Raw genomic sequence first — 25,513 nt, forward strand, 5'->3', positions numbered from 1 at the left:
TTGTTGGTGCGGAGCGGTTTTTTGTCGGGTGGCGCTAACGCTTACCCGACCTACACTGTTTCGTAGGCCGGGTAAGGCGAAGCCGCCACCCGGCAAGCAGACTTACGGCTTCGCAACAAACCCAATCGCTTCGTACACCGCTTTCAGGGTTTCGGACGCGCGGGCGCTGGCTTTTTCCGCACCCTCTTTCATCACTTTCTGCAGGAAGGCTTCGTCGTTGCGGTAGCGGTGATAACGCTCCTGCAGCTCGGTCAGCATGCCGGAAACGGCATCGGCCACTTCGCCTTTCAGGTGGCCATACATCTTGCCTTCGAAGTGCTGTTCCAGCTCAGGGATGCTCTGGCCGGTAACACCGGAGAGAATATCCAGCAGGTTGGAAACGCCCGCTTTATTCTGCACATCGTAGCGCACCACAGGCGGCTCGTCAGAGTCGGTCACTGCGCGCTTGAGTTTTTTCACGACCGATTTCGGATCTTCCAGCAGGCCGATAACGTTGTTGCGGTTATCGTCAGACTTGGACATCTTCTTGGTCGGCTCCAGCAGCGACATGACGCGCGCACCCGATTTCGGAATAAACGGCTCTGGCACTTTGAACACCTCGCCATAAAGCGCATTAAAGCGCTGGGCGATATCGCGGCTCAGCTCCAGGTGCTGCTTCTGGTCTTCACCCACCGGCACCTGGTTTGTCTGGTACAGCAGAATGTCTGCCGCCATCAGCACCGGATAGTCAAACAGACCGGCGTTGATGTTTTCAGAGTAGCGCGCGGATTTATCCTTGAACTGGGTCATGCGGCTCAGTTCACCGAAATAGGTGTAGCAGTTCAGCGCCCAGCCCAGCTGCGCGTGCTCTGGCACATGGGACTGAACGAAAATGGTGCTCTTCTCAGGGTCGATCCCGCAGGCCAGATACAGGGCGAGGGTGTCCAGCGTGGCTTTACGCAGCTTCTCAGGATCCTGACGGGCGGTAATCGCATGCAGATCCACGATGCAGTAAATGCAATGGTAATCATCCTGCATGCTGACCCACTGACGTAACGCACCCATGTAGTTACCAATGGTCAATTCACCTGAAGGCTGTGCGCCACTAAAAACGATGGGCTTAGTCATTATTCAATTCCTGATGTTCACTGTGCGAAAGCCCGAGAGCGGGCAACAAATCTTTGAAGTGGTCGAACACAACATCCGGCTCACTTAGCGTGATGGCCTCACCGTAGTTGTAGCCATAGGTTAATCCGACGGAAGGACATCCAGCCGCTCGGGCAGCCAGAATATCATTGCGTGAATCACCGACAAAGAGCAGCTCCGCAGGTGTTAAGGATAATTTTCCTGCCACCAGCAGCAGCGGTTCCGGATGCGGTTTTTTGTTTTGCACATCATCACCGCCCACAATCACGGAGAAGTACTTCGCGATATCCAGCGCTTCCAGCAGCGGTGCCACAAACGGCGTCGGTTTGTTGGTGACCAGCCCCATCGGAATGCCCTTCGCGTGCAACACGCTCAGCGTTTCCAGAACGTCCGGGAAGAGGAAACTGCCCTCTTCGACGGTCTCTTCATAGAAACGATCGAACAGTTTGCGCAGAATACGCAGTTGCTCTTCCTGTGGAATGTCCGCATGGTCAACGCTCGGTTTACCCTGTGCAGAACGCTGCGATGCGCGCTCCTGACGCGCCCAGGTCAGCGCGCGCTCCATCAGGACATCAGCGCCGTTGCCAATCCACGTGACGACACGATCTTCACCCGCCACGGGCAGCTCAAGGGCATACAGCGCCTGGTCTACGGCACTCGTTAAGCCTGGCGCGCTGTCGACCAGCGTGCCGTCGAGGTCGAATGCCACACCCCGAATTGCCTGCAATTTATCCATGACTTACCTTCGCCAGCTCACGGCGCATTTCATCAATGACTTTTTTGTAATCCGGTTGGTCGAAAATCGCCGAACCTGCAACGAACATATCCGCGCCCGCTGCCGCGATTTCACCAATGTTATTGACTTTCACCCCGCCGTCCACTTCCAGACGAATATCGTAACCTGACTCATCAATACGACGGCGTACTTCACGCAGCTTATCCAGCGTGTGAGGAATAAACGACTGACCACCAAAGCCCGGGTTAACGGACATCAGCAGGATCACGTCCAGCTTATCCATCACATAGTCGAGATAGCTCAGCGGCGTTGCCGGGTTAAACACCAGACCTGCTTTACAGCCGTTCTCTTTGATGAGCTGCAGGGTGCGATCCACATGTTCAGAGGCTTCCGGATGGAAGGTGATGATGCTGGCGCCCGCCGCGGCGAAATCCGGCACGATACGGTCAACCGGTTTCACCATCAGATGCACGTCAATCGGGGCGGTAATGCCGTAGTTACGCAGCGCCTTAAGCACCATTGGGCCAATGGTCAGATTGGGAACGTAGTGGTTATCCATCACGTCGAAATGGACAACATCTGCGCCAGCCGCGAGAGCTTTAGCGGTGTCTTCACCCAGGCGGGCAAAATCGGCCGACAGAATTGAGGGAGCAATCAAAAACTGTTTCATCCGCATCTCCTTGAAATGTGTTTACCGGCGGGCAAAACGGCTCAGGGGCGATAAAGAGCCAGGAGTTCGTCCACCTTTTTACGTGTGCCGCCGTTGCTGCTAATGCTACGCCGCACTTTAACCTGAAAATGCGTCGCGGCTTTGTACCATTCGCGCGTATCAGGGGTATCGTGATTCGAAATTAACACCGGAATTCTTTTGCTGACCAGCTTTTCCGCCATCTCCGCCAGGCGGGCCTGTTCGGCCGGGCTGAAGCTGTTGGTGTGATAGGCGGTGAAATTCGCTGTAGCAGACAGCGGCGCGTACGGAGGGTCACAGTAAACCACCGAGTTTACGCCTGCCAGCTCCATACACTCTTCATACGAGAGGCAGTGGAATTCCGCATGCTGTGCTTTTTCGGCGAAGTGATACAGCTCGTCCTGCGGGAAATAGGGGCGCTTATAACGGCCAAACGGCACGTTAAATTCCCCACGAAGATTATACCGGCACAGACCGTTATAACCATGTCGGTTGAGATAGAGGAACAGCAGTGCCCGCCGGAACGGATCCTGACTCTGGTTAAACTCCGCACGGAACTGGTAGTAAACGTCCGGGTTATTATTCTCCGGCGTAAACAGTTTGCGCGCCTCTGCGACATACTCTTCGGTACGCAGCTTAACGATGTTATAGAGGCTGATAAGGTCGCTGTTGATATCCGCCAGGATATAACGCGAAAAATCGGTGTTCAGGAACACCGATCCCGCGCCAACGAAAGGCTCGATAAGACACTCGCCCTCAGGCAGGTGCTTTTTAATATCATCGAGCAGGGGGTATTTCCCCCCTGCCCATTTCAGAAAAGCGCGATTTTTTTTCATGCTGACTAACTGATTACACCTTCTCCGGCTGTGGAGAAAGCTCCGACAGCATCCTGCGCTTTAAACATTACTTCAGATCGGCCTGAACCTGATGAATCGGCTTCGCCCATGGGTTTTTTGCCTGAACATCAGCAGGCAGGGCCGCCACGGCACGTTTTGCTTCATCTTTGGATGAATACACACCGCTGACCAGCACATACCACGGCTGACCGTTACGGGTCGTCTGATAAACCACATAGTTTTTCAGATTGGATTTCTTCGCCCAACTGTTGAGGTTGTCATAGTTAGACGAACTGCTCAGCTGCAGCGTGTAATTGCTGGATGGCGCAGACTTCAGCGAACCGACGTTGCCTGCCGTTTTACCTGCCGCGCTGCTGGATGCTGTTGCCGTCGCGGCTGGAGCCGTGGTGGCAGCCGGTGCCGTGGTGGTCGCCGTTGCTTTCGGCGCGGTCTGCGTGACAGGCGCTTTTGCAGGCTCGCTCACCGCAGCCATTTCAGTGTGTTTCGGCTGTGCCGGTACGGTTTTCACTTCAGGCGCTTTTACCACAGCCTGAGGTTTGGTTTCACGCTTAGGCTCAATTACCGCCTGCTTACGTTCAGGACGCGAGGTGGTTTGCGTCTGACGCGGTTTGGTTTCCGTCGCCGCCGTTTGTGGCTGAGCGTTAGCACCGCGAATCGGGGCAACCGTTGCAGGTTCAGTTGGCAGCGTAGAGTTAACCACGACGTTATCAACCTGCTGCTGATTCTGCGGCTGCGTCAGGGCATTGTTCAGGTCACCCTGAACTTCTACGCGCTGCTGGCCTTCAGGCGTAACAGGTGCCTGACCCTGAGCGGGGGTTGAAGATACGGGCGGCAGAGAAACATCCTGCGGCGCAGCGGTATTGCCTGCCGTCTGCTCTGCAGAGGTGGTTCCCGGTGCAGGCTGTGCGCCATTCGCCTGATCGCTTGCATCGTTACCGGAAAGGTTGATGCTCTTCTCAGCGGAAGCGGTTTGCTCGGTTGAGTTCGATGACGGTGCTTTTAGCGCAGAGCCAATGCCAACAATCAGCAGCACCAGCACCAGAACGCCAAGGCCCATCATGATGTACTGACGGGAGGCTGGTTTTGGCGCAGCGGCTTTTTTACGTTTACGCGGGCGACGCTCTACAGGCTCTTCGTCCATTGAATCTTCTTCGGACTCATAATCCTCTTCTTCTCGCTCATCACGCGCGTTGCGGCTGCGCGAAGGGCGACGATCGTCTGCATCCAGATCAACATCGTCAAAGTTGATCTGCGGCTCGTTATCACGTTCTGAAGATTGACGAGAACGACCAGTACGACGATCGCTGGGATCGGGTTTCAGCTCGTCTTCTGGTTTGAATTCATCCATTTAACACCCCACTCAAAGGCTTATGCCAACGACTTTGCATTTCACCTGAAGCTAAACGACCACCTGCAACAGTGGCCTGACCTTTCTAGTTGTTACGCCTGCTGACAATCAGCGATAGCGCCAAGAACGACATCGTGCGGCACTCCGCCGCGTACTTCACTCTTCCCTATTGCAAGCGGGAGTACAAGACGCATCTCGCCTGCCAATACTTTTTTATCGCGCATCATGTGGGGTAAATACGCGTGTGCCGACATCTCCTGCGGCCCGGTTACCGGCAAACCAGCACGCTCAAGCAGCGCAACAATACGTGCCGTCTCTTGCGGTTTGAACTGGCCAAGACGTTCAGAGGTGCGGGCGGCCATCACCATGCCAGCCGCGACGGCTTCACCGTGCAGCCAGTTGCCGTAACCCATTTCGGCTTCAATCGCGTGACCAAACGTATGCCCAAGATTCAGTAAAGCACGTAAGCCCGTTTCACGCTCGTCCGCAGCGACAACTTCTGCTTTCAGCTCACAACAACGACGAATGCAGTATGCAAGCGCAGCCTCATCCAGGCGCAGCAGCGCATCCATATTCTCTTCAAGCCAGTTAAAGAACTCGCCATCCAGAATAATGCCGTATTTGATCACTTCCGCCAGACCAGAAGCCAGCTCGCGCGCCGGCAGGGTTTTCAGACAGTCGAGATCCACCACCACCGAGGCAGGCTGGTAGAACGCGCCAATCATGTTTTTGCCGAGCGGATGGTTAACGGCCGTTTTGCCGCCAACAGAGGAGTCGACCTGAGACAGCAACGTGGTCGGGATTTGAATAAAGCGAACACCACGCTGATAGCTTGCGGCCGCAAAGCCGGTCAGATCGCCCACAACACCACCGCCCAGGGCAAGCAGTGTTGTATCGCGACCGTGCGGTTTTTGCAGCAAGGCGGTAAAGACGGTATCCAGTACCGTCAGGCTTTTATACTGCTCGCCATCGGGGAGAATCACACTGTCGACTTTAACGCCCGCCTGCTCAAGCAGGTGGCGTACACGGTCGAGATAAAGCGGAGCCAGCGTCTCATTGGTGACCAGCATCGCCTGATCACCCGCTTTCAGTGGTAAAAAGGAAGCTGGGTCGTTAAACAAACCAGCCGCGATGGTGATAGGGTAACTACGTTCCCCGAGAGTAACTGTAATCCTCTCCATGACGCGACATCCACCTTTAATGCTTTTACCCGCAGGCGAGTGTATATAAAGCCAGAATCAGTTGCTTTCCAGCATATGAATAATCTGGTTTGCAACCACTTTAGCGCTCTGATCGTCAGTACGAATGGTCACATCGGCAATCTCTTCATACAGCGGATTGCGTTCATCGGCCAACGCTTCCAGAACTTCGCGTGGTGGCGTTTCAACCTGCAGCAGCGGGCGCTTTTTATCGCGCTGCGTACGTGCCAGCTGTTTCTCAATGGTCGTCTCAAGATAGACCACTACGCCACGGGCGGAGAGACGGTTGCGGGTTTCGCGAGATTTCACAGAGCCGCCGCCTGTTGCCAGTACGATGCCCTGTTTTTCCGTGAGTTCGTTGATCACTTTTTCTTCTCGGTCACGGAAACCTTCTTCGCCTTCTACGTCGAAAACCCAGCCCACATCAGCTCCGGTTCGTTTCTCAATCTCTTGATCAGAATCGTAAAATTCCATATTGAGTTGTTGAGCTAACTGACGCCCAATAGTGCTTTTGCCGGCACCCATAGGCCCAACCAGAAAGATATTGCGTTTCTCTGCCATTTTATCGGTACTACTAAGACTATTCGTTAATGGTAATCCCCGCTTCGCAGACACCCGGCGTAGCAGGACATGAACTGAAACCTCATATGCAATAGAGCGAGAGTCAGACTAAAAATTATCTCAATACTCCGGCTTGTTTGGCAACTGATTAAATCACCGCGCCGGGCGCATAAGGTAATAAGACGTAAGTCCAACTCAAATCGGTACTCCTTGTATGCTAATTCATGCCCCACGTCAAACATCTGCAACAAACTGAATGCAAAATCATTGCGGGGATCGTTACCCGTCAGTGAATACCGACCAGACGTGGTGTAATAAACACCACTAATTCACGTCGTTCCTGGTCTTTCCCGTCATGGCGAAAAAGCGCCCCCAACCAGGGGATGCTCCCCAACCCCGGCACGCTGTCACTGCCGGTTTTGTTCTTCTGCGAAAAAATTCCGCCCAATACCAGCGTTTCTCCACTTTTTACCTCAACCTGCGTCTCTATCTCTTGTTTGTCGATAGCCAGCGTTTCGCCGTCAGCCTGCTGCAGGACCTGTCCCGGCATATTTTCGCTGATGTGCAATTTCAGGCGCACGCGTCCCCCCGGCAATACCACCGGCGTCACTTCCATCCCCAGTACGGCCTCTTTGAACTCAACGGAGGTGGCGCCGCTTTCCCCGCTGGAGACCTGATAGGGGATCTCGCTCCCCTGTTTGATACTGGCCGGCTGCATATGCGAGGCCAGCAGTCGCGGGCTGGCAATAATATCGACCTGCTGTTTTTGCTCCAGCGCAGACAGTTCCAGATCCAGCAGCCGACCGTTGATCCGCCCGATATTAAACCCTACGTGGCTGGTGGCGCTGGCCACGGACAGATCGCTGCCAAGCGTCGTGAGCTGTCCCACCTTCCCCGCGTCGGTGGCATCGGCGAGCGCCCACTTCACCCCCAGTTCACGCAGGCTTTTTTCAGTCATGGTCACAATATGCGCAGCCAGCTCTACCTGCTCGACGGGAATGTCCATTTGAGTGGCCCAGCGCACCAGCGTATCCATCACCGTCTGGCTATCCCGAATCAGCAGGCGATTGGTCCGTTTGTCGACAGATAAACTTCCCTTTGGGCTCAGGAGTTTTTCCGCTGCTTTTTGCAGCTCTCCGGCATCGGCATAGGAAAAAGGGATGCTATGTGAAACCAGCGGCGCATCAAGCTGTCGACGCGCCTTCTCCTGTTCTGAATGTTCCCGCTGTTCACGCTGCCAGGCTGCGGTATGAACATAGAAAATGCCCCCCTCCTCGCGCAAAACGAGTCCGGCGCTGGAGACAACCGTCTGTAGCGCCTGCCGCCAGGGGACATGCGTCAGGTTGAGCGAAAGCGTGCCGCCGACATCAGGCGATACCACCAGATTACGGCTCTCCTGAGTGGCCAGCGCCTGCAACACCTGAACGACCGGAACATCATCCACCACCAGCGTGACCGGCTTTGGCGCGGCGGCCCACAGCGGATGGCTGAACATCAGCAGCAACAGCGTTATCCGTAAATTCATTCTTCTCGATTCCTTCTCGTTGCCACGTCCACTGGACGGGTTCACAGGTGTCTCCCACCTCAACAACCAGTTCCGATTCAGTAATGGCGGTTATTTGCCAGCCCGCCGGGAAGCGCTCATCCATTTTTAGTCGGTGCCAGCGCTTTTGCCCATCCTGCAAAATGCCGATAGCCTCGCGTCCCCCCACCATGCCGCGATAGCGCCACTGCGTCAGTTCACCCGTCGCGCAGGGATCGTCCGGCGGGCGAAAGGGATCGCGCATGCCGGTCAACAGCAATACTGAGCACACCAGCCAGTATCGTGTACTATTTCGCATGATCCAGCTCCAGCCGCAGGCGTAACGCCTTACCTTCAGGTGCAATTGCGAAAGCCGCAATCTCGACATCCCGCTGCGCCAGCCGGGAAAAAAGCCCCGGGATGGCCTGCCACTCCGCCTCCAGCGTCAGCTCTCCTCCGTTCTGCAGCGGCTTCCAGTGAACCAGCGTCGTCTCATCCCCCTGAAAATCAAGCGGCGAAAACGGCTTCATTTCTGGCGCTTGCGCGGTTTCTGTGCGCAGCGGCACCGTGCTGACGACAGGCCATAACGATGCGTTGGTCCTCGCCTCCTGGATCAGCTGGCTTTGTCGTTCAGCACACTGTCTCTCTACCGGTCTGAGCAGGGTGCCCCACGCAGCCAGCCCAGCCAGGAAAGTGCTCAGACACCAGCAGAGACCGCGGATCCAGGGACGGCTTTCGCACCAGCGCTCCAACAGGATATTCACGCGTTACCCCTCGCTAAGATGAAAGGTGAACGACCAGCGCCCCTGGCTATCCTGCCGAAGCTCACCCGCTGTCCCGGGGGTAAAGCCCGGGAGTTGTCCAAGCGCATCACGCAGCGCAGACAGGGCCGGCAGGGTGGTGGCAAACCCGGTAAACATCAGAGCGGGAGGCTGGTAGCGCAGTTCCGTCAGCCAGATCTGCGCAGGAAGGGTGGCGGACAGCGACTCCAGCACCGGCTGCCATGCGCGCCGCTGGCGAGCGGGGCTTTGCACGGATGTCGCGAGTCTCTGGCGAGCAACGAGGCCGTGCTGCACGGACTGTATCCCCGTCAGATCCGTTTGCAGGGCGTGCAGCCGCAAAAGCGGGGTCATCCGCAAACAGGCGATGGTCGTGACCATCAACAGCGCCGTGCAGACAAACGTTGCTCCCCAGAAACGCAGGCATCGCGCGCGCCGCTGCTGCCGCCACGGCAGAAAATTCGTGATGCTCATGCGGGCACCTCACTCATGGCTAACGCCAGCGCAACGGTATAGTCCGCGCCGCATTCCGGTAACGGGGCATGGCATCGCTGCAGGGTTTCCCATGGATTACGCTGGCTATCAAACAGCGCGATATCCGCCGGCTCCACGGCCAGCAGAGCTGAGAGCTCAGCCACGTTTTCAGCTTCTGCGGCAACACGGCGCCCCCACTGGTGGCGCATCGCCCAGAGCCACTGCCGTTCATCCCGCCAGACGACACACTGCGCCGGTGCCACCGCCGGAAGAAGATTCTTCAGCGCACTGGCATCCGGGGTAATGGTCGCCAGCCGCAAACGTAACGTTTTGGCCAGCGTCAGCAGGGTTTCGACCTCGTTGTTTTGCGCCGCCGTCACGTGAAATGTGCTGCTAAAGGTGTCCTGCGCGTAATCGAAACAGAGCGTATCGGCAGACATCTCCAGCTCCCGCGCCAGCGCCGCGCCAAGCCATGAGAGCTGTTCGCTGTCGCGCAGCGCAATGGCCAGGCGGGGAAGCGACCTTTGCAGGGTGCGTGCTGCCGGAAAAGAGAGAAAAACCCGGTGATAGTGCGGCAACGTTTTTCGCCAGTCGCGTAACGCATCAATCAGCTGTTCTGGCTGATAAATCTTGCCGTCACCAATGATCCCTTCGGCCAGAGGAACGGCCCACCAGCGGCGTAAACTCCAGCCCGACTTCTCTCGCACCAGCGCGACAATCAGCACCCTATCCTGTTGAATATGAACGCCCGTTTGCCATGTTTTAAAAGCCATGTTTCACGATCTCCTTATCGCCCGTCGCCTTGACGGCTATATCAATGAATCAGGCTTGCCTTTATACTACCGCGCGATTGTTTAGAAACTGCCCAAGTGAAACCAAATGGGAAATCTCCGGTGAAGTTCGTAAAGTATTTATTTATCCTTGCAGTCTGTTGCATTCTGCTGGGAGCAGGCTCGATTTACGGTTTATACAAATATATTGAGCCACAGCTACCTGATGTCGCCACGCTTCGCGATGTGCGTCTCCAGATCCCGATGCAGGTCTATAGCGCCGATGGCGAATTAATGGCGCAGTATGGCGAGAAGCGTCGTATCCCGCTGACCTTAAACCAAATTCCGCCCGTGATGGTGAAAGCCTTTATCGCCACAGAGGACAGCCGTTTTTACGAGCACCACGGTGTCGATCCGGTGGGGATTTTCCGTGCCGCGAGCATTGCGCTGTTCTCCGGCCATGCCTCCCAGGGGGCAAGTACCATTACGCAGCAGCTGGCGCGTAACTTCTTCCTCAGCCCTGAAAAGACGCTGATACGTAAGATCAAAGAGGTGTTCCTTGCGATCCGTATTGAGCAGTTGCTGAGCAAAGACGAGATCCTTGAGCTGTACCTCAATAAAATCTACCTGGGCTACCGTGCCTATGGCGTGGGGGCGGCCGCGCAGGTGTACTTCGGTAAGCCTGTTGAGCAGCTCACCTTAAGCGAAATGGCGACCATCGCCGGTCTGCCAAAAGCGCCCTCAACCTTTAACCCGCTCTACTCGCTCGATCGCGCCACCGCGCGTCGCAATGTCGTCCTGTCACGTATGCTGAGCGAAGGCTACATTAGCCAGAGTGAGTACAACCAGGCGCGCAACGATGTCATTGACGCCAACTACCATGCCCCGGAGATCGCCTTCTCTGCCCCTTATCTGACCGAAATGGTTCGCCAGGAGATGGTGAACCGCTATGGCGATAAGGCCTATGAAGATGGCTACCGCGTTTACACCACCGTCACCCGCAAAGTGCAGCAGGCGGCTCAGGACGCGGTGCGCAACAACGTGATGGATTACGATATGCGTCACGGCTATCGCGGCCCGTCAAACGTGCTCTGGAAAGTGGGCGAAAGCGCATGGGACAGCAAAAAAATCACCAGTACGCTGAAAGCGCTGCCGACCTATGGTCCGCTCCTTCCGGCCGTGGTGACGCAGGCCGATCCTCAGGAAGCCGTGGCAACGCTCGCGGATGGGACATCCGTCTCCCTGCGTATGGAGGGGATTCGTTGGGCGCGTCCGTACCGTTCGGATACCCTGCAGGGCGCAACACCGCGTAAAGTGACCGATGCAGTCCAGACCGGACAACAAATCTGGGTGCGCAAGGTGGGCGATGCCTGGTGGCTGGCACAGGTACCGGACGTCAACTCCGCCCTGGTCTCCATCAACCCGCAGAATGGCGCCGTGCTGGCGTTGGTCGGTGGATTCGATTTCAACCAGAGCAAATTTAACCGCGCCACTCAGGCGCTGCGTCAGGTGGGTTCCAACATTAAGCCGTTCCTCTACACGGCGGCAATGGATAAGGGCCTGACCCTGGCCAGCATCCTTAACGACGTGCCTATCTCACGCTGGGATGCCGGAGCAGGTTCCGACTGGCAGCCGAAGAACTCCCCTGCGGAATATGCCGGCCCTATTCGTCTTCGCCAGGGTCTGGGACAGTCGAAAAACGTGGTGATGGTGCGAGCCATGCGCGCGATGGGCGTCGACTATGCCGCTGAGTATCTGCAACGCTTCGGTTTCCCGGCGCAGAACATCGTGCGTACCGAATCGCTGGCGTTAGGCTCTGCGTCATTCACCCCGCTTCAGGTGGCGCGTGGATATTCCGTGATGGCCAACGGCGGCTTCCTGATTGACCCGTACTTCATCAGCAAAATTGAGAACGATCAGGGCGGCGTGCTGTTTGAGGCGAAGCCGAAAATTGCCTGTGCAGAGTGCGATATTCCGGTGATTTACGGTAATACACCGAAATCTGACGTGCTTGAGAATAAGGACATGGAAGACCCTGCCGTGTCGCAGGAGCAGCCGAACGGCGTTGTACCGCAGCCACAGCTGGAACAGGCGAACCAGGCGCTGGTCGCACAGACGGGTGCGCAGGAATATGCCCCGCATGTGATCAATACCCCGCTGTCATTCCTGATCAAGAGTGCGCTGAACACCAACATCTTCGGTGAACCCGGCTGGCAGGGTACCGGCTGGCGCGCAGGGCGTGATTTGCAGCGCCATGATATCGGCGGTAAAACGGGGACCACCAACAGCTCGAAGGATGCCTGGTTCTCGGGTTACGGCCCGGGCGTGGTGACCTCGGTGTGGATCGGTTTCGACGATCACCGCCGTGATTTAGGTCGTACAACGGCGTCTGGCGCGATAAAAGATCAGATTTCCGGCTACGAAGGCGGCGCGAAAAGCGCGCAACCGGCCTGGGATGCCTACATGAAATCGGTCCTTGAAGGTGTGCCGGAGCAACCGCTGACGCCACCGCCGGGCGTGGTGACGGTCAATATCGACCGCAGCACGGGCCAGCTCGCCAACGGCGGCAACAGCCGCGAAGAGTATTTCATCGAGGGCACGCAGCCGACCACACAGGCGGTGCATGAGGTGGGTACCGAGATTATTGATAACGGCGAAACGCACGAGCTGTTCTAAATATAAAAATGCCCGGTAAAAGCCGGGCAAAACATCGCAGGCCGGGTCAGGCGAAGCCGCCACCCGGCTTTTTTTATGGACTACAGTCGCCCCTGCCCCTTCAGCCACTCCCGGACCAGGAACAGCGCGCTCACGTTGCGAGCTTCATTGAAGTCAGGGTCTTCAAGCAGATCCATCAGATGCGCCAGCGGCCAGCGAACCTGCGGCAGCGGCTCCGGCTCGTCCCCTTCCAGCGATTCAGGGTAGAGGTCTTCAGCCACCACGATATTCATTTTGCTGGAAAAATAAGACGGTGCCATGCTCAGTTTTTTCAGGAACGACAGCTCATTGGCACCAAAACCCACCTCTTCTTTCAGCTCGCGGTTTGCCGCTTCAAAGACGGTTTCGCCCGGGTCGATAAGCCCTTTCGAGAACCCAAGCTCGTAAGATTCCGTTCCCACAGCGTATTCGCGGATCAAAATCAGATGATCGTCGACAATCGGAACTATCATCACCGCTTCGCGCGACGAGGGGCGCATACGCTCATAAACGCGACGCACACCGTTGCTGAACTCCAGGTCCACACTTTCGACATTAAACAGGCGCGATTTTGCGACAGTTTCAACATTCAGAATGGTGGGTTTTTGTAGTGGTTTGCTCATCTTGATGGGTCTTAGCAGTGAGAACTGGCGTTATTGTGCGATACGCTGCACGGTTTCGGCAATGTCAATCGTTCTTTATTTACATTTGTGCAACGTAGCAGGGATCAATCCTCAATTCAAAACAAATGTCAAGAGGTTGAAATGTTTCCAGGAATTTGCTGATATCGCGCCCTATCAGGCTTTGCTATTATCAGCGGTCACTGGGATGCGCTTCAGAATGCTCAAGTTCGACTCCATACTTGCCGATAGCCAGCCACAGAAACTCATTCATTGTAAAGGTGCTACTGACTTTACCCTAAATAATTCGAGTTGTATGAGAGCGGCGACGCAGCGAATCCTCAGGAGCGTACATCAGTACGTGACTGAGGTGAGCGAGGACAAACTGGCCTTGCCAGTTTGAACAGCGCTTGCGCTGGCCTCGAAGGGGCGAGGCCACAGGCCGAGTCAAGCCAACGCACAGACAACTCGAAGTATGACGGGTATACACCTGTAAGAAGATAAGTAAGATGGGGAAAGCATGAGCACCATTTTGATTGTTCTCGCTGCTATGCTGGCCGGCGCATTGGTTGCAGGATGGATCTACAGGCGTCGCGTACAGCGCCGTTACCGTCTGCCCTTTTTGAATGCTTTTGCGGGTGCGAGCACGCGTAAGCTTACACAAGACGAGCGCGATGCGGTTGAAAACTATCTTGAAATACTGAACCGTTCTCAGCTGACCCCTGGGCCGACGGGAGCCACTGCTGCGCCCGTTGCGCTAAAGCTTAATGCGCAAAGCGATACCGTACTTTGCGTGACGCGCTCCATCACGCGGTATGGCATCACCACCGACGATCCCAACAAATGGCGCTATTACCTTGATTCTGTCGAAGTGCATCTGCCCCCGTCCTGGGAGCAATACATTAATGACGAAAACAGCGTTGAGCTGATCCATACCGATTCATTGCCCCTGGTTATCTCACTGAACGGCCACACGCTGAATGAGTACCTTCAGGAAGCCCCGCGTTTTGCGCTTGAGCGCGCAAGTTCGACCCAGGCCTCCATCCGTGGCGAAGAGACTGAGCAGATCGAGCTGTTGAACATTCGCCAGGAGACGCATGAAGAGTATGCCCTGAGCCGCCCGGACGGCATTCGTGAAGCCGTTCTGATCGTCGCTGCCTTCCTGCTCTTTTTTGTCTGCCTGCTGACGCCGGATGTGTTTGTCCCCTGGCTAGCCGGAGGTGCGGTGCTGCTGCTGGCTGCCGGGCTGTGGGGACTGTTCGCCCCGCCTGCCAAAACCTCGCTGCGAGAGATCCACTGTCTGCGCGGTACGCCCAAGCGCTGGGGTCTGTTTGGTGAAAACGATCAGGAACATCTCAACAATATCTCGCTCGGTATTATCGACCTTATCTACCCGCGTCACTGGCAACCGTGGATTGCGCAGGACTTAGGTCAGAAAACCGATATTGATATCTACCTTGACCGCCACGTTGTGCGCCAGGGACGCTTCTTATCCCTGCATGATGAAGTAAAAAATTTCCCGCTTCAGCACTGGCTACGCAGCGCGGTCATTGCCGGCGGCGCTGCGCTGGTCTTTATCATGTTGCTGCTTTTCGTGCCGCTGGATATGCCCATCAAATTCACCCTGTCGTGGATAAAAGGGGCGCAAACCATCGAAGCGACCAGCGTCAATCAACTGGATGAAGCCGGTGTGCGCGTGGGAGACACGCTGCGCCTGAAGGGAACCGGGATGTGTAATATTCACACCCCAGGGGCGTGGAACACGCGCCAGAACTCACCGTTCACGCCGTTCGATTGCTCGCAAATTATCTGGAACGACGCACCGCCGCTGCCGCTGCCGGAATCCGAAGTGGTGAACAAAGCCACGGCGCTTACCCAGACGGTCAATCGCCAGCTGCACCCGAAACCGGACGATGATTCGCGCGTCAGCCCTGCGCTGCGCTCGGCCATTCAGAAATCGGGCATGGTTCTGTTGGATGATTTTGGTGACATCGTGCTGAAAACACAGGATCTCTGTGCCTCTCAGGACGAGTGCATACGTCTCAAAAATGCGCTGGTCAACCTGGGGAACAGTAAAGACTGGGACTCGCTGGTGAAACGTGCCGAAGCGGGACGACTGGATGGCGTTAACGTGCTGCTGCGCCCGGTTAGCGCTGAATCGCTGGATAACCTGGTCGCCACCTCGACATCACCGTTCATGATGCGCGAAACCACCCGTGCGGCGCAGGCGCTGAACAGCCCGGCACCCGGCGGGTTTGTGATTGTCAGCGATGAAGGCAGCGACCTGGTCGATCAGCCTTACCCGCAGGTCGCGCTTTATGACTACCCGGCGCAGGAACAGTGGAGCCAGTTCCAGCGCCTGGCGCAGATGCTTATGCAGACGCCGTTCAGCGCCGAAGGCATCGTCACGAGTATTTATACCGATGCCAATGGCACCCGCCATGTCGGCCTGCACCGGATGCCGGATAGCGCAGGGTTGTGGCGTTACATCGGCACCTCACTGCTGATGATCGCGATGCTTGCCGCCATATTCTGGAACGGTGTTATGGCCCTGCGCCGCTACCAGCGCTCGCGCACCCGGCTGGCCGAGATCCAGCAATATTACGAAAACTGCCTCAATCCTAAGCTGATCCCCTCTTCTGAGAGCCTGATCTGATAACGTCGCTGCGCGACAAGATGTGCTACCCTGTCGCGCACGTTTCTTCTGGCTGGAGTTCCCCCTTATGCATCTTGATATCGCCTGGCAGGAGGTTGATACCGTTCTGCTGGATATGGACGGCACGCTGCTCGATCTCGCCTTTGATAACTATTTCTGGCAAACGCTGGTTCCTGAAACCTATAGCGAGCAACAGGGGATCACCCCGGCAGAAGCGCAGGCATTCATTCGTTCGCAATATAGCGCGGTGCAACATACGCTAAACTGGTACTGTCTTGACTACTGGAGCGAGCGCCTCGGTTTAGATATTTGTGCCATGACTACCGCCCAGGGCCCACGCGCCGTTTTGCGCGAGGATACGGTTCCGTTCCTGGATGCGCTGAAAGCGAGCGGCAAGCGCCGTATCTTGCTGACCAACGCGCATCCGCACAACCTGGCCGTGAAGCTGGAGCATACGGGGCTGGCGTCGCACCTTGATTTATTACTTTCCACCCACACATTTGGTTATCCGAAAGAGGATCAGCGTTTGTGGCATGCGGTGAAGGAAGAGACGGGTTTGCAGCCGGAGCGCACGTTGTTCATTGATGACAGCGAACCCATTCTGGATTCCGCCGCGACGTTTGGCATTCGCTATTGTCTGGGCGTCACCAATCCTGACTCTGGCCTGGCTGAAAAAAGCTATCTGCGCCATCCGGGACTGAACGACTATCGCCAGATGATCCCCTCACTGACCGTGAAGGAGACGCCACATGAAAGAAAAACCCTCTGACGGGGTAAGACTGGATAAATGGCTGTGGGCGGCGCGTTTTTATAAAACACGCGCCCTTGCCCGCGAGATGATTGACGGCGGTAAAGTGCATTACAACGGCCAGCGCAGCAAACCGAGCAAGCTGGTTGAGCTGAATGCCACCTTAACGCTGCGTCAGGGCAACGATGAACGAACGGTGGTGATTAAAGCCATTACCGAACAACGACGGCCCGCCTCTGAAGCCGTACTGCTTTATGAAGAGACGGCGGAAAGCATTGAAAAGCGCGAGAAGACCGCGCTGGCGCGCAAAATGAACGCGCTGACCATGCCCCACCCGGACCGGCGACCGGATAAAAAAGAGCGCCGCGATCTGATGAAATTTAAACACGGTGAGACCGAGTAACCTCACCTGCACGAGAGACTATTATGGCCCAACACGACCAATTACACCGCTATCTGTTTGAACAATTCGCCGTGCGTGGCGAGCTGGTCACCGTATCCGAAACCTGGAAACAGATTCTGGAAAACCACACCTACCCGCTGCCGGTGAAAACCCTGTTGGGCGAACTGCTGGTTGCCACCAGCCTGCTGACCGCTACGCTGAAATTTGCCGGTGATATCACCGTGCAGCTGCAGGGTGACGGCCCGATGTCGCTGGCGGTCATCAACGGCAATAACCAGCAGCAGATGCGTGGCGTGGCGCGCGTTCAGGGCGACGTGCCTGAAAATGCGGACCTCAAAACGCTGGTGGGTAATGGTTACCTGGTGATCACCATCTCCCCGGAAGAAGGTGAACGCTATCAGGGTGTGGTCGGTCTGGAAGGCGACACCCTGGCTGCCTGCCTGGAAGATTACTTCATGCGTTCTGAACAGCTGCCAACGCGTCTGTTTATCCGCACCGGTGAAGTGGACGGTCAGCCTGCTGCGGGCGGTATGCTGCTGCAGGTTCTGCCGGCACAGGATGCTCAGACCAATGATTTCGAACACCTGGCAACGCTGACCGAAACCATCAAGGCAGAAGAGCTGTTCAACCTGTCGGCGACCGACGTGCTGTGGCGTCTGTACCACGAGGAAGAAGTGACCGTCTACGATCCGCAGACTGTTGAGTTTAAGTGCACCTGCTCTCGCGAGCGTTGCGCTGGCGCGCTGAAAACCCTGCCTGATGAAGAGATCGACAGCATCATGGCGGAAGATGGCGAAATTGATATGCACTGTGACTACTGCGGTACGCACTACGTGTTCAATTCAATGGATATCGCTGAGATCCGCAACAATGCCTCCCCGGCGGATCCGCAGGTCCACTAATACTCTTTGCCCCTCACCCTAACCCTCTCCCCAAAGGGGAGAGGGAACCTGGACACTCTCTCCCCTTTGGGGAGAGGGCTCGGGTGAGGGGGTAAAAAAACCTCCCCCAGCTGAATCGTTTTCACAATGTAACACTTACGTAATTTTCTTACGTGTATGCGATTACATTCACATTCCTTCCGATAAAATCACCAGCGTTTAACCTTTTCGGAACATTTTCCCCAACAAAAAAGCGATTCCTGCGATAATCCGCCTGCACTGTGACTGGAGTCGCAGCGTTTTCCGTTAGTAAGGGTTTTGTCCAGATGCGTAAATCTATGAGCCCCGTCGCGGTTAGCAACCTCAGAAAAACCCTACAATTTTAGGCAGTACATATTGGCTAAGGAGCAGTGATATGCGTGTTACTGGTTTAACCCCGCAAGATCTCAAGGCTTATGGTATTCACGACGTCCAGGAAATCGTCTACAACCCCGACTACGATACGCTGTATCAGGAAGAGCTCAATCCAGCACTGGAAGGATACGAGCGCGGTGTGTTGACTAATCTTGGTGCTATCGCCGTCGATACCGGTATTTTTACCGGTCGTTCGCCGAAAGATAAGTATATCGTCCGTGACGATACCACCCGCGATACGCTGTGGTGGGCTGATAAGGGCAAAGGAAAGAACGATAACAAACCGCTCTCTCCGGAAACCTGGCAGCATCTGAAAGGGCTCGTCACTCATCAACTTTCCGGCAAGCGTCTGTTCATTGTCGACGCTTTCTGCGGCGCTAATGCCGACACCCGTCTCTCCGTACGTTTTATCACCGAAGTGGCCTGGCAGGCACATTTCGTGAAAAACATGTTTATTCGTCCAACCGACGAAGAGCTGCAGGATTTCACCCCAGATTTCATTGTGATGAACGGCGCGAAATGCACGAACCCACAGTGGAAAGAGCAGGGTCTGAACTCCGAAAACTTTGTTGCCTTCAACCTGACCGAGCGTATCCAGCTGATTGGCGGTACCTGGTACGGTGGCGAAATGAAGAAAGGGATGTTCTCCGTCATGAACTACCTGCTGCCGCTGCGGGGCATCGCCTCCATGCACTGCTCGGCGAACGTCGGGGAAAAAGGCGACGTGGCGGTGTTCTTTGGTCTTTCCGGCACCGGGAAAACTACGCTGTCCACCGATCCAAAACGTCGTCTGATTGGCGATGACGAACACGGCTGGGATGACGACGGCGTATTCAACTTTGAAGGCGGCTGCTACGCGAAGACCATTCGTCTTTCTGAAGAGGCCGAACCGGATATCTTCCACGCCATCCGTCGCGATGCGCTGCTGGAAAACGTCACCGTGCGTGCTGACGGCTCCATCGACTTCGACGATGCGTCGAAGACGGAAAACACCCGCGTCTCTTATCCGATCTACCACATCGACAATATCGTCAAGCCGGTGTCAAAAGCGGGTCATGCCACGAAGGTCATTTTCCTGACGGCGGATGCGTTCGGCGTGCTGCCGCCGGTCTCTCGCCTGACCGCCAGCCAGACGCAGTACCACTTCCTCTCCGGCTTCACCGCGAAGCTGGCCGGTACCGAGCGCGGCGTGACGGAGCCAACCCCGACCTTCTCCGCCTGCTTCGGCGCGGCGTTCCTGTCGCTGCACCCGACGCAGTACGCGGAAGTGCTGGTGAAACGCATGCAGGCATCCGGGGCACAGGCATATCTGGTAAACACCGGCTGGAACGGCACCGGCAAGCGTATCTCCATCAAAGATACCCGCGCCATTATCGACGCCATTCTGGATGGTTCTCTGGACGACGCCGAAACCTTCACGCTGCCGATGTTTGATCTGGCCATCCCGACGTCGCTGCCGGGTGTGGATACGCATATCCTCGACCCGCGCAATACGTATGGTTCGCCGGAGCAGTGGCGTGAAAAAGCGGAATCGCTGGCGAAACTGTTTATTGAGAACTTCGAGAAGTATACCGATACCCCGGCAGGTGCTGCGCTGGTGAGTGCGGGACCGAAGCTGTAGGTAAAAACAAAAAGGCAACGAAAGTTGCCTTTTTTAATGTTTTCTCCCTCTCCCCTTGGGAGAGGGTCGGGGTGAGGGCATCAGACCGCACTATCCCTCTTTCACCTGCCCCCGCGTAACCGGCACCGGCAACCAGGCGCGAATGCTTAAACCGCCCCGCTCGCTGGTACCAATCTCCAGCAACCCGTTATGGTTATCCACAATACGCTGCACAATCGCCAGGCCCAGGCCCGTACCGCTGGTGCTGCGGGCGCTGTCGCCGCGCACAAACGGCTGGAACAGATGTTTACGCTGCTCCGGCTTAATGCCAGGACCGTCGTCTTCGACCTGGAACCAGGCGCGGTTGAGTTCAGAACCACTGCTCACCTTGATCCAGCCATTGCCGTAGCGCGCCGCGTTGACCACCATGTTCGCTACCGCGCGCTTAATGGAGAGCGGGTGCATGCGAACCTGAATTTCACCCGCCTGAAGGTCGGTATCAATTTCACGTTCATAGCCACTTTCCGCTGCCACCACTTCACCCAGCACCGCGTTCAGATCGGCCATCTCCATCGGCATCTCCTGCCCGGTGCGCAGGTAGTCGATGAACTGCTCGATGATGGCGTTACACTCTTCGATATCCTTGTTGATGGACTCGGCGAGATAACCGTCTTCTTCTCCCATCATCTCCGTCGCCAGACGGATACGCGTGAGCGGCGTGCGCAGGTCATGGCTGACCCCCGCCATCAGCAGCGTACGATCATCCGCCAGCTGCTTCACGCCTGCCGCCATATGATTAAACGCACGCGTCACCGAACGGACTTCCGAAGCGCCATACTCGCGCAGCGGGGGAGGAATAATGCCCTTACCGACCTGCAGCGCCGCGTGCTCCAGGTCGACCAGCGGTCGGTTCTGTATACGGATAAACAGCCACGCACCGCCTATCGCCAGCAGCATAATCGCCAGGGTGTAGCGGAACAGCGGCGAGAAATCGCCCTGATGGATTTCGGTCAGCGGGACGCGCACCCAGATGTTGGGCGACAGCCAGGTTTTCAGCCAGACGACAGGCGAGCTTTTGTTTACCTCAACGCGCACTTCCGTCGGGCCGCCCAGCTGCTGCGCCATCTGCTGACTGAGAAATTCGTAGTGCTGCGCCCAGCGCAGGCCGGCGTCTTCCGCTGCTTCATTGGAATAGAGCGAAATGCCCAGCTCACGGTAGATTTCACGGCGAAACGCCGGAGGAACAACCAGTTGCGTGCCGTCCTCCAGCTGCAGCTTATCGGTCATCAGCATACGGACTTCATAGGCCAGGACCTTATTAAACTGCTGGAGGCTAGGCAAAATTGCAAAGTTCAGCACGACCAGGTAGGTCGTCACCAGGCTGACGAACAGCAGGGTGACGATCAGTAACAGGGTGCGGGCAAACGAGCTTCGCGGTGAGAAGCGCATTCGCCTCATGCTTTAGAGCCGTCCGGGACGAACACGTAGCCCAGACCCCAAACGGTCTGAATATAACGAGGATGCGCTGGATCTTCTTCCACCATGCGGCGCAGACGGGAAATCTGCACGTCGATGGAGCGTTCCATTGCGGAGTATTCACGACCACGCGCGAGGTTCATCAGCTTATCACGGGAGAGCGGTTCACGCGGGTGGCTGACCAGCGCTTTCAGCACCGCAAATTCGCCGCTGGTGAGCGGCATAGGCTCGTCTTCACGGAACATCTCGCGCGTGCCGAGGTTCAGCTTAAACTTGCCGAAGGCGATGACGGCTTCTTCCTGCGACGGTGCGCCCGGCAGTTCGTTCGCCTGACGACGCAGCACGGCACGAATACGCGCAAGCAGTTCACGCGGGTTAAACGGTTTAGGAATGTAGTCGTCCGCGCCGATTTCGAGGCCCACGATACGGTCCACTTCCTCGCCCTTCGCCGTCACCATGATGATCGGCATCGGGTTGCTCTGGCTACGCAGACGGCGGCAGATCGAGAGCCCGTCTTCGCCAGGCAGCATCAGGTCGAGAACCATCAGGTGGAAAGATTCACGGGTCAGCAGACGGTCCATCTGCTCAGCGTTCGCGACGCTACGAACCTGGAAGCCCTGCTCGGTCAGATAACGTTCCAGCAGCGCACGCAGGCGCATGTCGTCATCCACGACCAGAATTTTGTAGTTCTCTTGCATTGTGTGTACTCCCAAAGGTTCGGATAGTCTAATAACAGCGTATTCTAAAAAAGTGCACGTGTTCGACCAGCTAATTCTGGTATAAATTCTAGTCGAAATTGTTACAAAGCATATTTAACAGCAGCTTATCTGCACATTTCATCACATAAATCATTATTAACGCTGTCAGATATGCGATGTGATACGTAATGTGCGCAAGGTTTGCAATGATGTCGAGTCTGAAGGTCACCCAATGAAAACGCCCCTGATCACCCGCGAAGGGTACGAAAAACTCAAAAGAGAGATGGACACCCTGTGGCGCGAAGAGCGCCCTGAAGTGACCAAAAAAGTGACCTGGGCAGCAAGCCTGGGCGACCGCAGCGAAAACGCTGACTACCAGTACAACAAAAAGCGGCTGCGTGAGATCGACCGCCGGGTACGCTATCTGACCAAATGCCTTGAAAACCTTAAAATTGTCGATTACTCCCCCCAGCAGGAGGGCAAAGTGTTCTTTGGCGCGTGGGTTGAGATTGAGAACGACAACGGTGATACCCTGCGTTTTCGCATTGTCGGCTACGATGAAATTTTTGGTCGTAAGGATTACATCTCCATCGACTCCCCGATGGCCCGCGCGCTGCTAAAAAAAGAGGTGGGCGACCTCGCCGTCGTGCAGACACCCGCCGGTGAAGCCAGCTGGTACGTCAATGAGATCGTCTACGTAAAATAGTCCGAGAGCGCCCTCCCCGGCTGGCATTTTGCCGTGTCAGCCCGTATAACTATCCCCTGATTTTTGACCCACAAGATGATAAAGCCATGATGAAAGATTCGCTCTGCCGCATTATTGCGGGTGAACTTCAGGCCAGAGCCGAACAGGTAGAAGCTGCCGTTCGCCTGCTTGATGAAGGGAACACCGTGCCGTTTATTGCACGTTATCGTAAGGAAGTCACCGGCGGGCTGGATGACACGCAGCTGCGTAACCTGGAAACCCGTCTGGGTTATCTGCGCGAACTGGAAGAACGTCGTCAGGCGATCCTCAAATCCATCGGCGAACAGGGCAAACTGACCAGCGAGCTGGAAGCCGCCATCAACGGCACCCTGAGCAAAACCGAGCTCGAAGACCTCTATCTGCCGTACAAGCCGAAGCGCCGCACGCGCGGGCAGATTGCGATTGAAGCGGGCCTTGAGCCGCTGGCAGAGCTGCTGTGGAACACGCCGTCACATGATCCGGAAACCGAAGCGGCGAAATTTATTGATGCCGATAAAGGCGTGGCGGACACCAAAGCCGCTCTTGATGGCGCACGCTACATTCTGATGGAGCGCTTCGCCGAAGACGCAGCCCTGCTTGCCAAAGTGCGTGATTACCTGTGGAAGAATGCACACATCGTCTCTACCGTCGTCGCGGGTAAAGAGGAAGAGGGCGCGAAATTCCGCGACTACTTCGATCACCACGAACCGATTTCTACCACCCCTTCTCACCGTGCGCTGGCGATGTTCCGTGGCCGCAACGAAGGCGTGCTGCAGCTCTCCCTGAACGCCGACCCGCAGTTTGACGAGCCGCCGAAAGAGAGCCACTGTGAGCAGATCATCATCGACCATCTTGGCCTGCGCCTGAACAACGCCCCGGCAGACAGCTGGCGTAAAGGCGTGGTGAGCTGGACCTGGCGCATCAAGGTGCTGATGCACCTCGAAACCGAGCTGATGGGCACCGTGCGCGAGCGCGCCGAAGATGAAGCGATCAACGTCTTCGCCCGTAACCTGCACGACCTGCTGATGGCCGCCCCTGCTGGCCTGCGTGCCACCATGGGTCTCGATCCGGGGCTGCGTACCGGCGTGAAGGTGGCCGTGGTGGACGGCACCGGTAAACTGGTCGCTACCGACACCATCTATCCGCACACCGGCCAGGCCGCCAAAGCGGCCGTTGTGGTGGCCGCGCTGTGCGAGAAGTACAACGTGGAGCTGGTCGCCATCGGCAACGGTACGGCGTCCCGCGAAACCGAACGTTTCTACCTCGACGTGCAGAAGCAGTTCCCGAAAGTGACGGCGCAGAAAGTGATCGTCAGCGAAGCGGGGGCCTCCGTCTATTCCGCGTCCGAGCTGGCAGCGCAGGAGTTCCCGGACCTGGACGTTTCTCTTCGCGGTGCGGTCTCGATCGCCCGTCGCCTGCAGGATCCGCTGGCAGAGCTGGTGAAAATCGACCCGAAATCCATCGGCGTGGGCCAGTATCAGCACGACGTGAGCCAGACTCAGCTGGCGCGTAAGCTGGATGCGGTGGTGGAAGACTGTGTTAACGCCGTCGGCGTGGACCTGAACACCGCCTCCGTTCCTCTGCTGACTCGCGTGGCGGGCTTAACCCGCATGATGGCTCAGAACATCGTCGCCTGGCGCGATGAGAACGGTCAGTTCCAGAACCGCCAGCAGCTGCTGAAGGTAAGCCGTCTGGGGCCAAAAGCGTTTGAGCAGTGCGCGGGCTTCCTGCGCATCAACCATGGCGATAACCCGCTGGATGCCTCCACCGTTCACCCGGAAGCGTACCCGGTGGTGGAACGCATTCTGGCCGCCACCCAGCAGGCGCTGAAAGATCTGATGGGCGACAGCAGCGCCCTGCGCAACCTGAAAGCCGCTGATTTCACTGACGACAAGTTTGGTGTGCCTACCGTTACCGACATCATCAAAGAGCTGGAAAAGCCGGGCCGCGACCCGCGCCCTGAGTTTAAAACAGCGACCTTTGCCGACGGTATCGAGACCATGAACGACCTGCTTCCGGGCATGGTGCTGGAAGGCGCAGTGACCAACGTCACCAACTTTGGCGCATTTGTCGATATCGGCGTGCATCAGGATGGTCTGGTGCACATCTCATCGCTTGCCGACAAGTTCGTTGAAGACCCGCATACCGTGGTCAAAGCGGGCGACATCGTGAAGGTTAAAGTGCTGGAAGTGGATCTGCAGCGCAAGCGAATCGCCCTGACCATGCGTCTGGACGAGCAGCCAGGTGAAACCAGTGCGCGCCGCGGGGCTAACGGTGGCGGTCGCGAGCAGCAGCGCCCGGCCGCTAAAGGCGCGAAACCGCGCGGACGTGATGCCCAGCCTGCAGGCAACAGCGCGATGATGGATGCGCTGGCGGCCGCGATGGGTAAGAAACGCTAACCCCTCACCCTAACCCTCTCCCCAACGGGGAGAGGGGACAAATTATATCGTAATAGATGAAACCGATTGCACATCCATATTTAAACCGTGAATTATCACCCCGTTAACAAATACTCTCCTTTTCGTTTTCCCGTCATTTCA

At 56.5% G+C, this 25,513-nt stretch carries 23 protein-coding genes; 8 read left to right on the forward strand and 15 right to left on the reverse strand.

Annotated features, from left to right (window positions below; all coding sequences use genetic code 11):
* Positions 1-102: 102 nt before the first annotated feature.
* The 12 genes from trpS to GM298_RS19725 form a co-directional block, all read right to left on the reverse strand.
* Positions 103-1,107 carry a tryptophan--tRNA ligase gene (gene trpS / locus GM298_RS19670; protein ID WP_020687783.1) on the reverse strand — a complete coding sequence of 335 codons (1,005 nt, stop codon included), beginning with the start codon at positions 1,105-1,107 and terminating at the stop codon, positions 103-105.
* Positions 1,100-1,861 (reverse strand): phosphoglycolate phosphatase, encoded by a 762-nt coding sequence (gene gph / locus GM298_RS19675; protein ID WP_025758086.1) that lies wholly within the window; start codon positions 1,859-1,861, stop codon positions 1,100-1,102. The genes trpS and gph overlap by 8 nt, the downstream gene beginning before the upstream one ends.
* Positions 1,854-2,531: a ribulose-phosphate 3-epimerase gene (rpe, locus tag GM298_RS19680; protein ID WP_024907923.1), complete on the reverse strand. Its 678-nt coding sequence runs from the start codon at positions 2,529-2,531 to the stop codon at positions 1,854-1,856. The genes gph and rpe overlap by 8 nt, the downstream gene beginning before the upstream one ends.
* Positions 2,532-2,572: 41 nt before the next feature.
* The gene (gene dam / locus GM298_RS19685; protein ID WP_025758088.1) at positions 2,573-3,385 is read right to left on the reverse strand and encodes an adenine-specific DNA-methyltransferase; all 813 of its coding nucleotides are present in this window, start codon (positions 3,383-3,385) and stop codon (positions 2,573-2,575) included.
* Positions 3,386-3,452: 67 nt separating this feature from the next.
* Positions 3,453-4,754, reverse strand: a complete 1,302-nt coding sequence (gene damX / locus GM298_RS19690; RefSeq protein WP_266155096.1) for a cell division protein DamX — start codon at positions 4,752-4,754, stop codon at positions 3,453-3,455.
* Between the two features lie 92 nt (positions 4,755-4,846).
* Complete coding sequence (gene aroB, locus GM298_RS19695; RefSeq protein ID WP_025758090.1) at positions 4,847-5,935, reverse strand: 3-dehydroquinate synthase; 1,089 nt, start codon at positions 5,933-5,935, stop codon at positions 4,847-4,849.
* A gap of 57 nt (positions 5,936-5,992) precedes the next feature.
* Positions 5,993-6,514, reverse strand: coding sequence for a shikimate kinase AroK (gene aroK, locus GM298_RS19700; protein ID WP_003861630.1), 522 nt, complete (start codon positions 6,512-6,514; stop codon positions 5,993-5,995).
* Positions 6,515-6,800: 286 nt separating this feature from the next.
* Positions 6,801-8,039 carry a DNA uptake porin HofQ gene (gene hofQ, locus GM298_RS19705; protein ID WP_266155098.1) on the reverse strand — a complete coding sequence of 413 codons (1,239 nt, stop codon included), beginning with the start codon at positions 8,037-8,039 and terminating at the stop codon, positions 6,801-6,803.
* Positions 7,951-8,355 carry a HofP DNA utilization family protein gene (locus GM298_RS19710; RefSeq protein ID WP_053060170.1) on the reverse strand — a complete coding sequence of 135 codons (405 nt, stop codon included), beginning with the start codon at positions 8,353-8,355 and terminating at the stop codon, positions 7,951-7,953. The genes hofQ and GM298_RS19710 overlap by 89 nt, the downstream gene beginning before the upstream one ends.
* A complete protein-coding gene (locus tag GM298_RS19715; protein WP_025758093.1) occupies positions 8,345-8,800 on the reverse strand; it encodes a hypothetical protein in 456 nt (151 codons plus the stop codon). The genes GM298_RS19710 and GM298_RS19715 overlap by 11 nt, the downstream gene beginning before the upstream one ends.
* A gap of 3 nt (positions 8,801-8,803) precedes the next feature.
* Positions 8,804-9,289: a PilN domain-containing protein gene (locus GM298_RS19720; RefSeq protein ID WP_262784538.1), complete on the reverse strand. Its 486-nt coding sequence runs from the start codon at positions 9,287-9,289 to the stop codon at positions 8,804-8,806.
* Positions 9,286-10,062, reverse strand: coding sequence for a pilus assembly protein PilM (locus GM298_RS19725; RefSeq protein ID WP_262784537.1), 777 nt, complete (start codon positions 10,060-10,062; stop codon positions 9,286-9,288). Before GM298_RS19725 ends, GM298_RS19720 begins: the two co-directional genes overlap by 4 nt.
* A gap of 120 nt (positions 10,063-10,182) precedes the next feature.
* On the opposite strand from GM298_RS19725, the gene mrcA reads away from it, so the two are divergent.
* Positions 10,183-12,735 (forward strand): peptidoglycan glycosyltransferase/peptidoglycan DD-transpeptidase MrcA, encoded by a 2,553-nt coding sequence (gene mrcA / locus GM298_RS19730; protein ID WP_088244399.1) that lies wholly within the window; start codon positions 10,183-10,185, stop codon positions 12,733-12,735.
* Positions 12,736-12,815: 80 nt separating this feature from the next.
* On the opposite strand, the gene nudE is transcribed toward mrcA, so the two are convergent.
* Entirely contained in the window at positions 12,816-13,376 is a 561-nt protein-coding gene (gene nudE, locus GM298_RS19735) for an ADP compounds hydrolase NudE (RefSeq protein ID WP_008503041.1), read from the reverse strand.
* 517 nt (positions 13,377-13,893) lie between these two features.
* On the opposite strand from nudE, the gene GM298_RS19740 reads away from it, so the two are divergent.
* The 5 genes from GM298_RS19740 to pckA all read left to right on the forward strand — a co-directional run bounded on the left by GM298_RS19740 (position 13,894) and on the right by pckA (position 20,096).
* Positions 13,894-16,029 (forward strand): intracellular growth attenuator family protein, encoded by a 2,136-nt coding sequence (locus tag GM298_RS19740; protein WP_045285980.1) that lies wholly within the window; start codon positions 13,894-13,896, stop codon positions 16,027-16,029.
* Between the two features lie 67 nt (positions 16,030-16,096).
* On the forward strand, positions 16,097-16,798 hold the full coding sequence (gene yrfG, locus GM298_RS19745) for a GMP/IMP nucleotidase (RefSeq protein WP_025758101.1): 702 nt from the start codon (positions 16,097-16,099) through the stop codon (positions 16,796-16,798).
* Positions 16,779-17,180: a ribosome-associated heat shock protein Hsp15 gene (gene hslR, locus GM298_RS19750; RefSeq protein ID WP_025758102.1), complete on the forward strand. Its 402-nt coding sequence runs from the start codon at positions 16,779-16,781 to the stop codon at positions 17,178-17,180. The genes yrfG and hslR overlap by 20 nt, the downstream gene beginning before the upstream one ends.
* Before the next feature lie 23 nt (positions 17,181-17,203).
* A complete protein-coding gene (hslO, locus tag GM298_RS19755) occupies positions 17,204-18,082 on the forward strand; it encodes an Hsp33 family molecular chaperone HslO (protein ID WP_025758104.1) in 879 nt (292 codons plus the stop codon).
* Between the two features lie 394 nt (positions 18,083-18,476).
* Entirely contained in the window at positions 18,477-20,096 is a 1,620-nt protein-coding gene (pckA, locus tag GM298_RS19760; protein WP_025758106.1) for a phosphoenolpyruvate carboxykinase (ATP), read from the forward strand.
* A 90-nt stretch (positions 20,097-20,186) separates the two neighbouring features.
* Here pckA and envZ read toward each other — a convergent pair whose 3' ends face one another.
* Positions 20,187-21,533 (reverse strand): two-component system sensor histidine kinase EnvZ, encoded by a 1,347-nt coding sequence (gene envZ, locus GM298_RS19765; protein ID WP_029882169.1) that lies wholly within the window; start codon positions 21,531-21,533, stop codon positions 20,187-20,189.
* Complete coding sequence (gene ompR, locus GM298_RS19770; protein WP_001157751.1) at positions 21,530-22,249, reverse strand: two-component system response regulator OmpR; 720 nt, start codon at positions 22,247-22,249, stop codon at positions 21,530-21,532. Before ompR ends, envZ begins: the two co-directional genes overlap by 4 nt.
* Before the next feature lie 232 nt (positions 22,250-22,481).
* On the opposite strand from ompR, the gene greB reads away from it, so the two are divergent.
* On the forward strand, positions 22,482-22,955 hold the full coding sequence (gene greB, locus GM298_RS19775) for a transcription elongation factor GreB (protein WP_025758107.1): 474 nt from the start codon (positions 22,482-22,484) through the stop codon (positions 22,953-22,955).
* An 86-nt stretch (positions 22,956-23,041) separates the two neighbouring features.
* Positions 23,042-25,372 (forward strand): Tex family protein, encoded by a 2,331-nt coding sequence (locus GM298_RS19780; RefSeq protein WP_126801281.1) that lies wholly within the window; start codon positions 23,042-23,044, stop codon positions 25,370-25,372.
* The last annotated feature ends 141 nt before the right edge of the window (positions 25,373-25,513 follow it).

Origin of the sequence: Enterobacter sp. HSTU-ASh6 (assembly GCF_026319105.1) — a bacterium.
Classification (GTDB): domain Bacteria; phylum Pseudomonadota; class Gammaproteobacteria; order Enterobacterales; family Enterobacteriaceae; genus Enterobacter; species Enterobacter sichuanensis.

Bases quoted from the DNA above. Each gene is read 5' to 3' on its own strand.
- ompR (WP_001157751.1), bottom strand. From the start codon at position 22,249: ATGCAAGAGAACTACAAAATTCTGGTCGTGGATGACGACATGCGCCTG.
- rpe (WP_024907923.1), bottom strand. From the start codon at position 2,531: ATGAAACAGTTTTTGATTGCTCCCTCAATTCTGTCGGCCGATTTTGCC.
- gph (WP_025758086.1), bottom strand. From the start codon at position 1,861: ATGGATAAATTGCAGGCAATTCGGGGTGTGGCATTCGACCTCGACGGC.
- trpS (WP_020687783.1), bottom strand. From the start codon at position 1,107: ATGACTAAGCCCATCGTTTTTAGTGGCGCACAGCCTTCAGGTGAATTG.
- GM298_RS19725 (WP_262784537.1), bottom strand. From the start codon at position 10,062: ATGGCTTTTAAAACATGGCAAACGGGCGTTCATATTCAACAGGATAGG.
- envZ (WP_029882169.1), bottom strand. From the start codon at position 21,533: ATGAGGCGAATGCGCTTCTCACCGCGAAGCTCGTTTGCCCGCACCCTG.
- damX (WP_266155096.1), bottom strand. From the start codon at position 4,754: ATGGATGAATTCAAACCAGAAGACGAGCTGAAACCCGATCCCAGCGAT.
- aroK (WP_003861630.1), bottom strand. From the start codon at position 6,514: ATGGCAGAGAAACGCAATATCTTTCTGGTTGGGCCTATGGGTGCCGGC.
- nudE (WP_008503041.1), bottom strand. From the start codon at position 13,376: ATGAGCAAACCACTACAAAAACCCACCATTCTGAATGTTGAAACTGTC.
- aroB (WP_025758090.1), bottom strand. From the start codon at position 5,935: ATGGAGAGGATTACAGTTACTCTCGGGGAACGTAGTTACCCTATCACC.
- hslO (WP_025758104.1), top strand. From the start codon at position 17,204: ATGGCCCAACACGACCAATTACACCGCTATCTGTTTGAACAATTCGCC.
- GM298_RS19720 (WP_262784538.1), bottom strand. From the start codon at position 9,289: ATGAGCATCACGAATTTTCTGCCGTGGCGGCAGCAGCGGCGCGCGCGA.
- GM298_RS19710 (WP_053060170.1), bottom strand. From the start codon at position 8,355: ATGCGAAATAGTACACGATACTGGCTGGTGTGCTCAGTATTGCTGTTG.
- yrfG (WP_025758101.1), top strand. From the start codon at position 16,097: ATGCATCTTGATATCGCCTGGCAGGAGGTTGATACCGTTCTGCTGGAT.
- hofQ (WP_266155098.1), bottom strand. From the start codon at position 8,039: ATGAATTTACGGATAACGCTGTTGCTGCTGATGTTCAGCCATCCGCTG.
- GM298_RS19780 (WP_126801281.1), top strand. From the start codon at position 23,042: ATGATGAAAGATTCGCTCTGCCGCATTATTGCGGGTGAACTTCAGGCC.
- pckA (WP_025758106.1), top strand. From the start codon at position 18,477: ATGCGTGTTACTGGTTTAACCCCGCAAGATCTCAAGGCTTATGGTATT.
- greB (WP_025758107.1), top strand. From the start codon at position 22,482: ATGAAAACGCCCCTGATCACCCGCGAAGGGTACGAAAAACTCAAAAGA.
- GM298_RS19740 (WP_045285980.1), top strand. From the start codon at position 13,894: ATGAGCACCATTTTGATTGTTCTCGCTGCTATGCTGGCCGGCGCATTG.
- hslR (WP_025758102.1), top strand. From the start codon at position 16,779: ATGAAAGAAAAACCCTCTGACGGGGTAAGACTGGATAAATGGCTGTGG.
- dam (WP_025758088.1), bottom strand. From the start codon at position 3,385: ATGAAAAAAAATCGCGCTTTTCTGAAATGGGCAGGGGGGAAATACCCC.